Here is a 14279-nt window from a genome sequence, read left to right as displayed (position 1 = left end):
TCTACGGCAAGGGTCGGTCACCCCAGCCGCAGCGCGGCCTTGGGGCACTGGTTGACCGCATCCTCGACATCGGCGAGCCGGTCGGCGGGTACGTCGGTGACCAGGATGTGCAGCTGGTCCTCGTCATCGAGTTCGAACACGTCGGGGGCGAATCCGACACAGATTCCGTTCGCCTCGCACTGGTCGAGATCGACGCTGACCTTCATGAGAACTCCTTCATCGCGCCTCTGGTCGAAGCCTAACAAGCCGACGGCGTCGCGCGCGGCGCCATCGGCCGGATTCACCCCCAATACTGGAACATGTTTCAGTCGATATGCAATGATCGAACGAACCCGGACGAACGAAGGCATGAGGTTTTGCCATGCGCATTGCGTATACGCCGCAGCAGGAGGAGCTCCGCGCGGAACTGCGCGACTACTTCGCGCGACTGATCACCCCGGAACGCAGGGCGGCGCTCAGCGCGCAGACCGGTGAGTACGGGCAAGGCAACGTCTACCGCGAGGTCGTGCGGGACATGGGCCGCGACGGGTGGCTCACCCTCGCCTGGCCGAAGGAATTCGGCGGGCAGGACCGCCCGACGATGGATCAGCTGATCTTCACCGACGAGGCCGCCATCGCGGGTGCTCCGGTACCGTTCCTGACCATCAACTCGGTCGCGCCGACGATCATGCACTACGGCAGCGACGAACAGAAGCGCTTCTTCCTGCCCAAGATCGCCGCGGGCGAATTGCACTTCTCCATCGGCTATTCCGAGCCCGGCGCGGGTACCGACCTGGCCAGCCTGCGCACCAGCGCGGTGCGCGACGGCGACGACTACGTGATCAACGGCCAGAAGATGTGGACGAGCCTGATCGCCTACGCCGACTACGTCTGGCTCGCGGTGCGCACCGATCCGAATGCCAAGAAGCACAAGGGCATCAGCATGCTCATCGTGCCGACCGACGCCGAGGGGTTCTCCTGGACGCCGGTGCACACCATGGCAGGACCGGACACCAGCGCGACCTACTACCAGGACGTCCGGGTGCCCGCGACCGCGCTCGTCGGCCAGGAGAACGGCGGCTGGGCGCTGATCACCAACCAGCTCAACCACGAACGCGTCGCACTGACCTCGGCCGGGCCGCTCACCGTTGCGCTGAACCAGACCGTCGATTGGGCGCGCAACACCAAGGCGGGCAACGGGTCACGGGTGATCGACAACGAGTGGGTGCGGCTCAACCTGGCCAAGGTGCACGCCAAGCTCGAATACCTCAAGCTGCTGAACTGGGAGATCGCCAGCCGGGCCGATGCGGGCGGCGATGCCGCGCCGCGGCCGTGGGACGCGTCGACCTGCAAGGTGTACGGCACCGAACTGGCCACCGAGGCCTACCGGCTGCTCATGGAAGTCCTCGGCCCGCAAGCGTATCTGCGCCAGGACTCCCCCGGCGCGGAGCTGCGCGGCAGGCTGGAGCGGTTCCACCGGGCCGCGCTGATCCTCACCTTCGGCGGCGGCACCAACGAGGTCCAGCGCGACATCATCGCGATGACCGCGCTCAAACAACCCGCCGCGGCGCGCTGACTTCGAAAGACAGGGACCAACCATGGATTTCACTCCCACCGAGGCCGAGCTCGATCTCGCCGAGCTGACCGGCGAGGTATGCGCCAAGCTGGTGACCGCCGACCGGCTGCGCGAACTCGACAAAGCGGCCGTGCGTTTCGACGAGACGCTGTGGGCCGCCCTCGCCGAGACCGGCGTGCTGGCCGCCGCGCTGCCGGAGACCGTCGGCGGCAACGACTTCGGCGTACTGGAACAGACCGCGATCCTGCGCGAACTCGGCAAGTATGTCGCCGCGGCGCCGTACCTGTGGTCGGCCGTCCTCGGCGCGGGCGCGCTGGCACAGTTCGGTGATGACGCGCAACGAGATTGGGCCACGCAGGCGGGCGCGGGCACCGCGATCCTCACCGCCGCACTGGCCGAGGAGCACAACTGGGAACCGGCCGAGCCGACCACCGCGGCCATCGAAACCGACGGCGGCTGGCGGCTCACCGGCGCCAAGCTTGCCGTGCCCTTCGCCGCGCAGGCCGCCCGGATACTGGTGCCCGCCAACGTTTCCGGCGCACCCGCGGTCTTCCTCGTCGATCCCGCCGATCCCGCCGTCACGGTGACCGCCCAGCAGGTGGTCGACCTCAGCGCCGAATACGCGCTCGAATTGACCGACGCCCCCGCCGAATTGGTCGGCACCGTCGAGTCCGGCGCCGAGATCCTGGATTGGCTGCTCGCCCGCGCCTGGCTCGGCCTGAGCGCGCTCCAGCTCGGCACCGTCGAGCGAGCACTGGAGCTGGTCGCCGAATACGCCCGCGAGCGCGAGCAATTCGGCAAGGCGGTGGGCGCGTTCCAGGCCGTCGCCCAGCGCCTCGCCGATGCCTACATCGACGTCCAGGGCCTGCGCCTCGCGGTAACCCAGGCCGCATGGCGCCTCTCGGAAGGCCTCCCGAGCGCCGAAGCCGTGCATACGGCCAAGTTCTGGGCCGCCGACGCGGGCCACCGCGTCGCCCACACCGTGGTCCACGTGCACGGTGGCGTCGGCATCGACCGCGACCACATCGTGCACAACTACTTCACCGCGGCCAAGCACAACGAATTCGCCCTCGGCCCGGCCACCGACCACCTCCGCGCACTCGGCGCCCTCCTCGCCGACCCCGCCTGACCCGAAAGTCCTTGCCACAACGGCCCGCCGGTACACCACCGGCGGGCCGATCCATGTGCGGAGCGTGCGCCGATCGAACGCCGCGCCGGGCACCGCGGCGTGTCGCGCTGCGACCCAAAGCAATCGAAGGTCGGCCACCGGCGATACGAACGGCACAATCGTCGGCACAGACCGCACTGGCCGATGTCAACCCAGGCTTACACCGCCATGGACAGAGCGCCGGTTCATGTCCGCGCGGTGGTCAGGTAGCGCTGCAAGGTGGGGGCTATGTCGGCGACGAGTTCGTCGGGGGTGAGCGCGACTACGGGTGGCAGGCACAGGACGTAGCGGCAGAGGGCCAGGCCGAGGAGCTGGGTGACGATGAGACCGCCACGGTGGGGCGCGTCGGCGGGGTCGCCGCAGCGCAGGACGGCGGGCAGGACCTGGGCGGCGAAGACGTCGCGGAAGCGGGCGGTGACGGCGTCGTCGGTGACCGAGGAGCGCAGCAGGGTCAGCATGGCCTCGTTGCCCGGCGGTTCCCAGATCGCGAGGAAGCGGCGGATCAGCAACTCGCCCAAGGTGTTCGGGTCGGCGGCGGCCAGGTCGGGGAGGTCGAGGTCGATCTCGACGGCGGCCGCGAAGAGGCCGTCCTTGCTGCCGAAATAGCGCATCACCATGGAAGGGTCGATGGCGGCGTCGGCCGCGATGGCGCGAATGGTCGCCTTGCGGAAGCCTTCGGCGGCGAAGCGGGCGCGTGCCGCGTCGAGTATCGCGGCGCGGGTGGCGTCGGAGCGGCGCGCGAGCGGCTGATCAGGCGAAGCGGTCATGCCAACAAGTGTATGCCAACAACTGTTGACTTCAATGCCCGACCCGGTCTACATTTATGCCAACAGGCGTTGGCCTACAGATGTTGACCTAGGAGTCCCGATGACAACCACCCCGCTGCCCGACACCACCTCCGTCGTCATCGTCGGCGGCGGCCCCGCCGGGCTGACCGCGGCCATCACGCTCGCCGACGCCGGTGTCGACTTCGTGCTGCTCGATCGGCTCGGCGAGGGCGCCAACACTTCTCGCGCCGCGGTGGTGCACGCCAGGACGCTCGAGGTGCTGCGCGAACTCGGCATCGCGGGCGAACTCGTCGACCGCGGCATCGTGGTGCCGCGCTTCACCGTCCACGACGGCGCACGCACCCTTGCCGCCATCCGCTTCGACGGGCTCGACACCGAATACCCGTACACGCTGATGGTTCCGCAGGACACCACCGAGGAGGTGCTGCTCGCCCGGCTGCACAAGGCGGGCGGCCAGGTGCACCGGCCCTACCAGGTCACCCGGGTGGCCGACGAGAACAACGGCGTCACAGTCGAATACACCGACAACACCGGAGTCGCGGGAACGATCCGCGCCGACTACGTGATCGGCGCCGACGGCATGCACAGCGTCGTGCGCGAGCAGGCGGGCATCGGCTTCACCGGCGACACCTACCCTGCCTCGTTCGTGCTCGCCGACGTGCGCATGGCGTGGCCGATCGCCCGCGACGAAGTGGCACTGCACCTTTCGCCCGAGGGCGTCACCGTCGTCGCGCCACTGCCCGACGCGGCCGAGCCGAACCGCTACCGCGTCGTCGCCACCGTCGACGAGGCCCCGGAGCACCCCACCGCAGCCGACATCCAGCACATCCTGGACAGCCGAGGGCCCGGCGGTGACACGAAAGTCGAAGCGGTGCTGTGGAGCTCGCGCTTCCGTGTACACCACCGGGTCGCCGACCACTACCGCGCGGGCCGCATCCTGCTCGCAGGCGACGCCGCACACGTGCACAGCCCCGCAGGCGGCCAGGGCATGAACACCGGCATCCAGGACGCGGCCTTCCTCGGTCCGCTGCTCGCCAGGGTGATCGGCGGCGAGCCCGACGCGATCCTCGACACCTACGAAACCACCCGCCGCCCAGTGGCACTCGGCGTCGTCGCCTTCACCGACCGGATGACGAAGATGGCCACCCTGCGCCCGCTCCCGGCCCGCATCCTCCGCAACACCGCGATGTCACTGCTCACCCGTATCCCCGCGGTGCGCACCAAGCTGGCCTACCGCCTGTCGGAACTGGCGAACCGCTGACACCGGACCACTTCACCGCCGGGCGTTCCAGCGACGCCCGGCGTCGTGCCTTTCCCGGCGCTACCTGGCCTGCCCGACTGGCAAATTGACGAACCCGCCCCAATTGCTGGCCGGGCATTCCAGCCTTCCGTGCACCGTGCCGCCGCTCTCCTCCGCGGCCGGGCGGCACGCACCAAGACGGCCTACTGCCTCGCGGAATCGCGCGAACAGCTGACACCGGACACCTCACCTCGTCGGACCTTACGGCGGGCGCCCCGCATGGCCACTGGCGTGTACCGCGGGCCGCGCCGAGTTCCGACCGCCTCGCCGAACTCAGCGAAAACTACTACCGCTGTGGGGCCCTCGACAGCACGGTCGAGACATCGCTGAAATCGACCTGGCGCTCGGCGTTCGACAAGGCGGTCACCATGCAGGTGCCGAATGCGCCTTCCCGGTCGAACAGGGTCGCGGTGCCGACCGCGATACCGTCCACGCTGATGTGGTTGTCGGCCTCCAGGCCGATCTCCGGTCCCACGGCGGGACGGGCCAGTGCGAGCGTCATATCGGCATTGATGAAGCCGATTCCCTCAGTGCCCCAGTTGGTCATCATGCTCGTGCCCTCGCCGACCATCACCGCGGCGGTGAACGCCGTCGGCGGCTCGCCCTCGACCACCGAGATCGGCGACTGCCAGGTGCGTTTGCGGCCGTTGTTCTGATGCTCGCCGATCCTGGACGACCAGCCGTCGGGCGTGCCGTCGCTGTTCCACAGTGGTCTGGTCGGCCCGTCGGCCGGTGGCACCGCGGGCGGCAGTGGTGGTTCCGCGCGCGTCCACACCTCACCCGGCGGCTGCTGTGACCGTTTCAGGAAGATCGTCGTCGCCCGCGCGACCTCGACGCCGTCCTGGATGAGCGCGGCATCGGCGATGACGATGCGCCGCCCCTCCCGCACCAGCTCGGTCGCCACCGTCACCGGCTTCTTCAGCGTGGGCCGGAACAGGTCGACCGTCAGCCGAGCAGGCGTGAAACCCGCTGCGCAGTACTGCCGTTCGAGCGCCCTGGCCAGCAGCCCGCAGATCGCGGGCCCGTTGATCATCGTCGGCGACCAAGCGCTCGCCGCGAACGGCAATGGCTCGAACCCCGCTTCGGTCTCGGCGAAAAACGCGTACGGCGTTGCCAATTCGATCTCCCATCTCCCCGATCGGCCGCGCACACCACAGACGGCGAAGGCCGCCGCGGTATCGCGACAGCCTTACCGTAATTCGCTGGTGCGCGTTACTTCCCGCCGGCCTCACCGTGTTCGTCGGCGGGGCGGTCCTCGGTTTGCGCCTTCGCCCAACGGTAATCCGGCTTGCCCGCGGGCGAGCGCTTGATCTCGTCGACGAACCACAGGCTGCGCGGCAGTTTGTACGGCGCGATCTCCTGGGTGAGCACCGGGCGCAGTTCCTCGAGCGTCGGCCGACTTCCGCCGCGACACTGGACAACCGCGACCACCCGCTGCCCCCAGCGCTCGTCCTCGACGCCGACGACGAGCGCGTCGAAGATCTCCGGATGCGTCTTGAGCGCGCCCTCGACCTCCTCCGGATAGATCTTCTCGCCGCCGCTGTTGATGCTGACCGAGCCGCGGCCGAGCATGGTGACGGTGCCGTCCGCCTCGACCCTGGCGAAGTCGCCGGGGATGGCGTAGCGAATCCCGTTGAACTCCTTGAAGGTTGCCGCGCTCTTGACCTCGTCCTTGTAGTACCCGAGCGGAATGTGCCCGTGCCGCGCCAGGATGCCGACCTGGCCGGAGCCCGGCTGCACCGGGTTGCCCTCCTCGTCGAGCACCTGGGTGGAGGCGTCGATCTTCACCCGCGGTCCGCCGGTGTGGTTGGCGCCCTTGGTGACGATGGACAGGCCGCCGAACCCGGTCTCCGACGAACCGATCGAATCGGAGATCATCCGGTTCGGCAGCCGCTCGAGGAACTGGTCCTTCAGCGTCGGCGAGAAAAGCGCCGCGCTGCTCGCCATCACGTAGAACGTCGAAAGGTCGTAGGGCGCACCGGTTTCCGGATTCCCCTCGATCAGCGCGTCCAGCATCGGCCTGGCCATGGCGTCACCGGTGATGAACATGAGGTTGATCTGGTGGCGGTCCACCGCCTGCCAGACACCGTGCCCGCTGAACTCCGGCAGCATCACGGCCTTGCCGCCGCCGAACAGGCTGTGGAAGGTGGCCCACTGCGAGCCGCCGTGGATCATCGGCGGAATCGGGAACCGCACCATCTGCGGGCTCGCCGCGCCGACCTTCGCCAATTCCCACTCGTCCTCGACGTATTCGCCGGTGACGAAGTTGATGCCTGCGCCGAGCACGCGCCAGACATCCTCCTGCCGCCACATCACGCCCTTGGGCATGCCCGTGGTGCCGCCGGTGTAGAGCATGTAGATGTCGTCCGGGGAGCGGTCACCGAAATCGCGCTCCCCCGAGGACTGAGCCAGCGCCGTTTCGTATTCCACCGAATCGGCTGCGGTCGGGATGGTGCCGGTCGTATCGTCGTCGACGACGATGACGGTCTTCAACAGCGGCGAACTGGGCCGGACGCCTGCCACCTTGTCGCTGTAGCGGCGCTCGTGGATCAGCGCGACCATATCCGAATTATCGAAGATATATTGCAACTCGTTCTCGACGTAACGGAAGTTCACGTTGATCATCACGGCGCGCGCCTTGAACACCGCGACCATCGCCTCGACGGCCTCGATCGTGTTGCGCGAGTAGATACCGACCTTGTCGCCGGGTCGGACACCGTGTTCGAGCAGGTAGTGAGCCAGTTTGTTGGCGCGCTCCTCCAACTGGGCGTAGGTGACCTCGCGCCCGTCGTCGGCAAGCGCGACGCGGTCGGGCATCAGGTCGATGGCGTGTTCGACAAGGTCCGCTATGTTGTAGCTCACAGGCTAAAAATAGAACGTGTTACTGTTTCTGACAAGACTTGAAAGTCAGGAGAAACAGCTATGCCGGATTGCCTCGTCGAGAAGCGTGATCACGTCCTCATCGTCACCATGAATCGGCCAGCGGCCCGCAATGCGCTGTCCGCCGAAATGATGGCGATCATGCGTGACGCCTGGGACCAGGTGGACAGCGATCCCGGCATCCGCGTCGCGATCCTGACCGGCGCGGGCGGCGCGTTCTGCGCGGGCATGGACCTCAAGGCACTCACCGCCAGACACCCCGGCGATGCCGCCGTCGAGGGCAGCTTCGATCCGACCAAACTCGAGGCGCTGCTCAAGGGCCGCAGGCTCACCAAGCCGCTGATCGCCGCGGTGGAGGGTCCGGCCATCGCGGGCGGCACCGAGATCCTGCAGGGCACCGATATCCGGGTGGCCGGCCAGAGCGCGAAATTCGGCGTGTCCGAGGCGCGCTGGGGCCTGTTCCCGCTGGGTGGCTCGGCCGTGCGGCTGGTCCGCCAGATCCCCTACACCGTGGCCGCGGACATCCTGCTGACCGGCAGGCACGTCACCGCCGCCGAGGCCAAGGAGATCGGCCTGATCGGGCATGTGGTGCCGGATGGCACCGCGCTGGACAAGGCGCTGGAGCTCGCCGGTCAGATCGCGGCCAACGGCCCGCTCGCGGTGCAGGCGATCCTGCGCACCATCAGGGAGACCGAGGCGATGCCGGAGGAGGACGCCTTCCAGATCGAGGCCGAGCTCGGCATGGCGGTGTTCCGGTCGGCCGACGCCAAGGAGGGCCCGAAGGCCTTCGCGGAGAAGCGCAAGCCGACGTTCACCGGCGCCTGAATTCACGCGCCCGGATAGTCCATCCAGAACGGCTCCCACTGGTAGCCGTCCGGATCGATGAACGTGCGCCCGTGCAGGCCGACCAGCTGCTCCTGGGCGCGGCGCTCCTCGTTCACCTCCTCGGTGGCGCCCGCGCGCATGGCGGCCTCGGCGAGTTCGTCGACCGCCTGCGCGCTCGGCAGTGCCACGGTGTAGAGCGCGCCGATGGTCGACACCGTGTCGGCGATCGGCCGCTTGCTGAAGGTGGGGAAGAACCCTCTGGTCAGCAGCATGACGCAGATGTTGTCGTCGACGACGATGCAGGCGGCGTTGTCGTCGCTGAACTCCTGGTTGACCTTCCATCCCAACGCCTCGTAGAAGGCCTTGGACCGCCCCAGATCCGCGACGGGGAGGTTGATGAAGATCATCTTGCTGCTCATGGGATATCGACCCTTCCGATGTCCGTCGTTAGCCATTCGAAATACAGACGATCTCGGGCGCCGAAACTCATCGCCGACCCCGCGGCCACCCAGCTGATGATCATGAATTCCGCAGGTAGACACCGGAAAGTACTGTGATCTGTCGGTGGCCTGTGGCAGTGTGACTCGCATGAACGACTTCTCCACCCGTACCACCGGCACCGGAATGTCGGCGGAGGTACTCGCTTCGTTCGAGGGCCACCGGCGGGAGCTGTGCGCCTACGCCTACCGGATGCTCGGCTCGTCGTTCGAGGCCGAGGACGCGGTGCAGGAGACGTTCACCCGTGCCTGGAAGTCCTACGACTCGTTCGAGGGCCGGGCCAGCCTGCGCTCCTGGCTCTACCGCATCGCCACCAATGTCTGCCTCGACATGCTCGACGGCCCGCAGCGCCGGGCCAGGCCGATGGATCTGGCCGGACCGTCCCGGCCCGATTCGCCGCTGCCCGCACCGCAACCCGACTACGTGTGGATCGAACCGATCCCGAATGCCCTTGCCTTCGGCGCGGACCCGGCCGAACACGCCTCGGCCAAGGACACGCTGCGGCTGGCCTTCGTCGCCGCCTGTCAGCACCTGCCCGCGACCCAGCGCGCCATCCTGATCATGCGCGAGGTGCTGCGGTTCTCGGCCAACGAGACCGCCGAAGCGCTCACCATGTCCCCCGCCTCGGTGAACAGCGCACTGCAGCGGGCACGGGCCACTATGTCCAAGGTGCAGCCGACGGTGGCCGACGACTTCGACGAATCCGACGACGCACAGCGCAAGCTGATCGACAACTTCGTCCAGGCCTTCGAGGCATACGACATGGACGCGCTCACCACACTGCTGAAAGCCGATGTGGCACTGTCGATGCCGCCGTTCGATCTGTGGATCTCCGGCCCGGCGAATGTCGCCGCGTTCATGCTCAGCACGGGCAGCGCCTGCCGCGACTCCCGGCTGGTGCGGCTCGAAGGCGCGAACGGCGCGCCCGCATTCGGCCACTACAAGCCGAGCGGCGAGCCGGGGCGGTGGATTCCGTGGTCGATCACGGTGCTGGAGCTGGAGGGCGACATCATCGCCGGGCTGAACTTCTTCCTGGATACGGAGAAGCTGTTCCCGCTGTTCGGGTTGGCGCCGGAGTTGAGGGAAGAGGTGTAGGGGGCGCTGGCCCTGTTCCAGGCTCCGCGTCCGGGAGGGGGTTTGGGCCGAGCAGGTGGGGAAAGGTCGAGCCGGGTGGGGAGGGTTTGCCAGGCGGAGAAGCTGAGGCGCGGGCGACGGGATGTTGTACGCGGAGGTTGCGGCGTGCCGGCTGAGCTGCTGCGCTCGGAATACGGCAGAAATTCTTGCGTGGCGGTACAACGGGTGCGCCGCGGGATGTCGGCGGCTCCGCGTGCGGGCTCTCGAGTTGGACTGGCGATCATCAGGAACTGAGGTAAGTGACGTGCGAGAGGGGACTCACGTCAGTTCCTGATGATCTTGGATTCCCGTGTGTCGCAGGGGCGACGCGCCGTCAGGGGGTGGGGACGTAGCGGTCGCGGAGCTTGCGCTTGTAGAGCTTGCCGTTGGGGTCGCGGGGCAACTCGGGGAGGTAGTCGATGGACTTGGGCATCTTGTACTTCGCCAATTGGGTTGCGGCGAAGGCGAGCAGCTCAGCGGTCAGGGCGTCGTCGGCTTCGATGCCCTCGGCGGGCTGGACCACGGCCTTCACCTCCTGGCCCCAGTCGGGGTGGGGGATGCCGAATACCGCTACGTCGGCGACCTTGGGGTGGGTGATGAGGACGTTCTCCACCTCGGCCGGGTAGATGTTCACGCCGCCGGACAGGATCAGGTCCGAGCGGCGGTCGTGCAGGTAGAGGTAGCCGTCGTCGTCGAGGTGGCCGATATCGCCGACGGTGAAGAGTTCGCCGACACGGGCCTCCTCGGTCTTCTCCTTGGCGTGGTGGTATTCGAAGCTGGACGCGCCCATCTTCATGTAGACCAAACCGGGTTCGCCCGCGGGCAATTCGGTGCCGTCGGTTTCGCTGAGCACCTTGATCACCGACCACGGCCATGCCTTGCCGACGGAGCCGGGCTTGTCGAGCCAGTCGGTTCCGTTGATGACGGTGCCACCGCCCTCGGTGGCCGCGTAGTACTCGGTGACAGTCGGCCCCCACCATTCGAGCATCTGCCGCTTGGTTTCCTGCGGACACGGGGCCGCGCCATGCACCATGCTGCGCAGGGAGGAGACGTCGTACTTCGCGCGGACCGCCTCGTCCAGCGCGAGCAGGCGGTGGAATTGGGTCGGCACCATGTGGCTGTGGGTGACGCGGTGCTTCTCGATGAGACGGAGCATCTCCTCCGCCTCCCACCGGTCCATCAGAACGAGCTTGTGCCCCAACTGGATCGAGATGGTCGCGAAGTTGAGCACGGCGGTGTGGTAGAGCGGCGAGCCGCAGATGTGCACGTGATCGTCGTACGGCGCGAGTTCGAAGAGGCTGAAGAAGGCGGAGGTGAACGGCGGCACCACATCCGGATCGGCGCCGGTGAGCGGACGCCGAACGCCCTTGGGGCGCCCGGTGGTTCCGGAAGTGTAGAGCATCGGCGCGCCGGTGCTGCGGTCGGCGGGGCGGCCGGTGTCGGCGGCGCCGAGCCAGGCCACCGACTTGAAGCCGTCGATCTCACCGACCGAAAAGCGCGCCGTCGCAGGCAATTCCGCCTCGTCGGCGGCGGCCTTGGCCGCGGCGGCGAAGCGGTCGCTCGCGATGAACGCCTTGGCCTCGCTGTCCTGCAGGATGTAGGCCACCTCGGGACCGGTCAGATGCCAGTTCACCGCGACGATGTACAGCCCGGCCTGATAGGCCGCGAAGTAGGCGGCGACCGCCTCGACGCTGTTGTGCACCATGCTCACCAGCACGTCACCGGTCCGCAGGCCGAGCCCGCGCAGACCGGTGGCGTAACGGTTGGCCAGCGTGGCCAATTCGCGATAGGTCACCTCCCGGCCGAGCGGATCGACCATCGCGATCCGATCGGGTTCGGTGTTCGCGATGTTCCACAGACCGAGAATTTTTACTGACTCTTGCACCCGGGGGTGGCTAGGAGGCGGAGCCGACGGGGTGGGTGAGGCATTCACCTCATTGAATCTAGAACGTGTTCTAACGATCTACAAGGGGGGCGAGACGTTGCATTTGCTCCATATTCGGCACCGACACCAACAGCATGGTGACACCGGCGGCCTCCCATACCCCGAGCTGCTTACGGACATGATCCTCGTCGCCGATGATCGCCGTATCCAGAATCAGCTCATCCGGTACGGCGGCGGCCGCCTCGGCCTTCTTACCCTCCTGGAACAGCGCGAGTATCTCGTCGACGGCACTGTCGTACCCCATCCGCCGGTAGACCTGCGCGTGGAAATTCAGCTCCGGCGCGCCCATTCCGCCGATGTAGAGCGCCATCACCCAGCGCATCCGTTCGAGCTCGCTCGCCGGGTCGTCGGTGATCACCACCTGGCAGCTGGCGGCAATCTCGAAGTCCGCACGCGAACGCCGCGCACCGGGCCGCGCGAAACCCTCGTCCAGCCAGGCGTTGTACATGCCTGCGAGGCGCGGCGCGTAATAGATGGCCAGCCAGCCGTCGGCGATCTCCGCCGTCAGCGCCACATTCTTCGGCCCCTCCGCACCGAGCCAGATCGGCAAATCCGCACGTAGCGGATGCACGATCGGCTTGAGCGGCTTACCGAGCCCGAGCGAACCAGGCCCGGTGTAAGGCAGCGGGTAGTGCGGACCGTCGCTGGTGACCGGGCCACCGCGCTCGAGAATGCGGCGGATGATGCCGACGTATTCGCGGGTGCGCTGCAACGGTTTGGCGAACGGCTGGCCGTACCAGCCCTCCACCACCTGCGGACCGGATACCCCGAGGCCGAGCACGGCCCGGCCGCCGCTGAGGTGATCGAGGGTCAGCGCGTGCATGGCGGTCGCGGCGGGCGTGCGCGCCGACAGCTGCACCACCGAGGTGCCGAGCCTGACCCGCTCGGTCGACGATCCCCACCACGTCAGCGGACCGAAGGCATCCGAACCCCACGACTCGGCGGCGAATACCGCATCGAACCCGGCCGCCTCGGCGGCCACCACCATCTCGCCCGCATTGGCGGGCGGTTGTGCCATCCAGTACCCGAGTTGCAATCCGAACTTCACGCCTGACCCCTTTCCGATCAACTGCTTGCCACCAGAATAAGAACCTGTTCTACTCGATATCGTGACTCAGGGGAATACTGCGTACACGGCAAACTGTCGTGGTAGTGGCGCCGGATTGAACACCGCGGCGCCAGGAACAGACCCGGGGGCGGTAGCGAAGCGTAATCACCGAGGGACCCTGGAGGGCCGCCAATGAACTCAGCCCCCGATGTACTCAGCGCGCCACTGCGGATGCGCTTCGATTACACCCGCTCGGTCGGCCCGACCATCGGCAATTTTCTGACCAACCTGCGCGACCGCAAGATCGTCGGCGTGCGTGGCTCCGATGGCCGGGTGCTGGTGCCGCCCGCTGAATACGATCCGGTGACCGCCCAGCCGCTGACCGAATTCGTCGATGTCGCCGATACCGGCACCGTCGAATCCTGGACCTGGGTGCGCGATCCATTGCCCGGCCAGCCGTTCGACCGCCCGTTCGCCTGGGCGCTGATCAAGCTCGACGGCGCGGATACGACCCTGCTGCACGCGGTCGATGTCACCGCGCCCGAGCAGATCAGCACCGGTATGCGCGTCGTCGCCCGCTGGGCGGCCGAGACCGAGGGAAGCATTCGCGATATCGCCTGCTTCGAACCCGGTGAAATATCCACCACGACAGCCGAATCCGCCACGGACGCCGAGCCGATCACGATCATCACCACGCCGGTCGACCTGTCCTACAAGCACACCGCGTCGCCGCAGGAGACGGTGTACCTGCGCGGGCTCGCCGAGGGCAAGCTGATGGGCGCGCGCACCGACGACGCGGGCAAGGTCTATTTCCCGCCGCGCGGCGCCAACCCGACCGACGGCAGGCCGACCAACGACTACATCGAGCTGAGCGACCGCGGCACCGTCACCACCTTCTGCATCGTGAACGTGCCCTTCCTCGGCCAGCGGATCAAGCCGCCGTACGTGGCCGCCTATGTGCTGCTCGACGGCGCCGACATCCCGGTACTGCACCTCGTACTCGGTTGCGAGGCCAGCGAAGTGCGGATGGGCCTGCGGGTCAAGGCGGTATGGAAGCCGCGCGAGGAGTGGGGTTTCGGGCTGGACAACGTGGACCACTTCGAGCCCACCGGCGAACCGGATGCCGACTACGACACCTACAAGCACCACCTCTGAGAGG

The 14279-nt window shown here is 67.5% G+C and carries 13 protein-coding genes; 6 read left to right on the top strand and 7 right to left on the bottom strand.

Annotation, left to right across the window (positions count from 1 at the left end; genetic code table 11):
• Positions 1 to 17 precede the first annotated feature (17 nt).
• Positions 18 to 206 (bottom strand): ferredoxin, encoded by a 189-nt coding sequence (locus ACIG5A_RS16070; protein WP_397240975.1) that lies wholly within the window; start codon positions 204 to 206, stop codon positions 18 to 20.
• A gap of 155 nt (positions 207 to 361) precedes the next feature.
• Between ACIG5A_RS16070 and ACIG5A_RS16065 the strand changes: the two genes are divergently transcribed.
• Both ACIG5A_RS16065 and ACIG5A_RS16060 read left to right on the top strand, forming a co-directional pair.
• On the top strand, positions 362 to 1555 hold the full coding sequence (locus ACIG5A_RS16065) for an acyl-CoA dehydrogenase family protein (RefSeq protein ID WP_397240974.1): 1194 nt from the start codon (positions 362 to 364) through the stop codon (positions 1553 to 1555).
• A 22-nt stretch (positions 1556 to 1577) separates the two neighbouring features.
• Positions 1578 to 2684 carry an acyl-CoA dehydrogenase family protein gene (locus ACIG5A_RS16060; protein WP_397240973.1) on the top strand — a complete coding sequence of 369 codons (1107 nt, stop codon included), beginning with the start codon at positions 1578 to 1580 and terminating at the stop codon, positions 2682 to 2684.
• Between the two features lie 224 nt (positions 2685 to 2908).
• On the opposite strand, the gene ACIG5A_RS16055 is transcribed toward ACIG5A_RS16060, so the two are convergent.
• The gene (locus tag ACIG5A_RS16055; RefSeq protein WP_397240972.1) at positions 2909 to 3490 is read right to left on the bottom strand and encodes a TetR family transcriptional regulator; all 582 of its coding nucleotides are present in this window, start codon (positions 3488 to 3490) and stop codon (positions 2909 to 2911) included.
• A gap of 100 nt (positions 3491 to 3590) precedes the next feature.
• Between ACIG5A_RS16055 and ACIG5A_RS16050 the strand changes: the two genes are divergently transcribed.
• Complete coding sequence (locus ACIG5A_RS16050; protein ID WP_397240971.1) at positions 3591 to 4772, top strand: FAD-dependent oxidoreductase; 1182 nt, start codon at positions 3591 to 3593, stop codon at positions 4770 to 4772.
• A 325-nt stretch (positions 4773 to 5097) separates the two neighbouring features.
• Here ACIG5A_RS16050 and ACIG5A_RS16045 read toward each other — a convergent pair whose 3' ends face one another.
• The gene (locus ACIG5A_RS16045) at positions 5098 to 5928 is read right to left on the bottom strand and encodes an acyl-CoA thioesterase domain-containing protein (protein ID WP_397240970.1); all 831 of its coding nucleotides are present in this window, start codon (positions 5926 to 5928) and stop codon (positions 5098 to 5100) included.
• A 95-nt stretch (positions 5929 to 6023) separates the two neighbouring features.
• Positions 6024 to 7673 carry an acyl-CoA synthetase gene (locus ACIG5A_RS16040; protein ID WP_397240969.1) on the bottom strand — a complete coding sequence of 550 codons (1650 nt, stop codon included), beginning with the start codon at positions 7671 to 7673 and terminating at the stop codon, positions 6024 to 6026.
• A 60-nt stretch (positions 7674 to 7733) separates the two neighbouring features.
• Here ACIG5A_RS16040 and ACIG5A_RS16035 point away from each other — a divergent pair, with 60 nt between their 5' ends.
• Positions 7734 to 8516, top strand: coding sequence for a crotonase/enoyl-CoA hydratase family protein (locus tag ACIG5A_RS16035; protein ID WP_397240968.1), 783 nt, complete (start codon positions 7734 to 7736; stop codon positions 8514 to 8516).
• Positions 8517 to 8518: 2 nt separating this feature from the next.
• Here the strand turns inward: ACIG5A_RS16035 and ACIG5A_RS16030 are convergent, their stop codons facing one another.
• A complete protein-coding gene (locus ACIG5A_RS16030) occupies positions 8519 to 8935 on the bottom strand; it encodes a VOC family protein (RefSeq protein ID WP_397240967.1) in 417 nt (138 codons plus the stop codon).
• 169 nt (positions 8936 to 9104) lie between these two features.
• On the opposite strand from ACIG5A_RS16030, the gene ACIG5A_RS16025 reads away from it, so the two are divergent.
• Positions 9105 to 10109 (top strand): sigma-70 family RNA polymerase sigma factor, encoded by a 1005-nt coding sequence (locus ACIG5A_RS16025; protein WP_397240966.1) that lies wholly within the window; start codon positions 9105 to 9107, stop codon positions 10107 to 10109.
• A 352-nt stretch (positions 10110 to 10461) separates the two neighbouring features.
• Here ACIG5A_RS16025 and ACIG5A_RS16020 read toward each other — a convergent pair whose 3' ends face one another.
• The gene (locus tag ACIG5A_RS16020) at positions 10462 to 12012 is read right to left on the bottom strand and encodes an acyl-CoA synthetase (protein ID WP_397240965.1); all 1551 of its coding nucleotides are present in this window, start codon (positions 12010 to 12012) and stop codon (positions 10462 to 10464) included.
• Between the two features lie 70 nt (positions 12013 to 12082).
• The gene (locus ACIG5A_RS16015; RefSeq protein WP_397240964.1) at positions 12083 to 13120 is read right to left on the bottom strand and encodes an LLM class F420-dependent oxidoreductase; all 1038 of its coding nucleotides are present in this window, start codon (positions 13118 to 13120) and stop codon (positions 12083 to 12085) included.
• A 192-nt stretch (positions 13121 to 13312) separates the two neighbouring features.
• Between ACIG5A_RS16015 and ACIG5A_RS16010 the strand changes: the two genes are divergently transcribed.
• Positions 13313 to 14275, top strand: coding sequence for a Zn-ribbon domain-containing OB-fold protein (locus ACIG5A_RS16010; RefSeq protein ID WP_397240963.1), 963 nt, complete (start codon positions 13313 to 13315; stop codon positions 14273 to 14275).
• Positions 14276 to 14279 lie beyond the last annotated feature (4 nt).

Source organism: Nocardia sp. NPDC052566, from assembly GCF_044547285.1.
Taxonomy (GTDB): Bacteria; Actinomycetota; Actinomycetes; order Mycobacteriales; family Mycobacteriaceae; genus Nocardia.
Note: the sequence above shows the minus strand (reverse complement) of the source record. Positions and strands in the feature narration are given on the sequence as shown.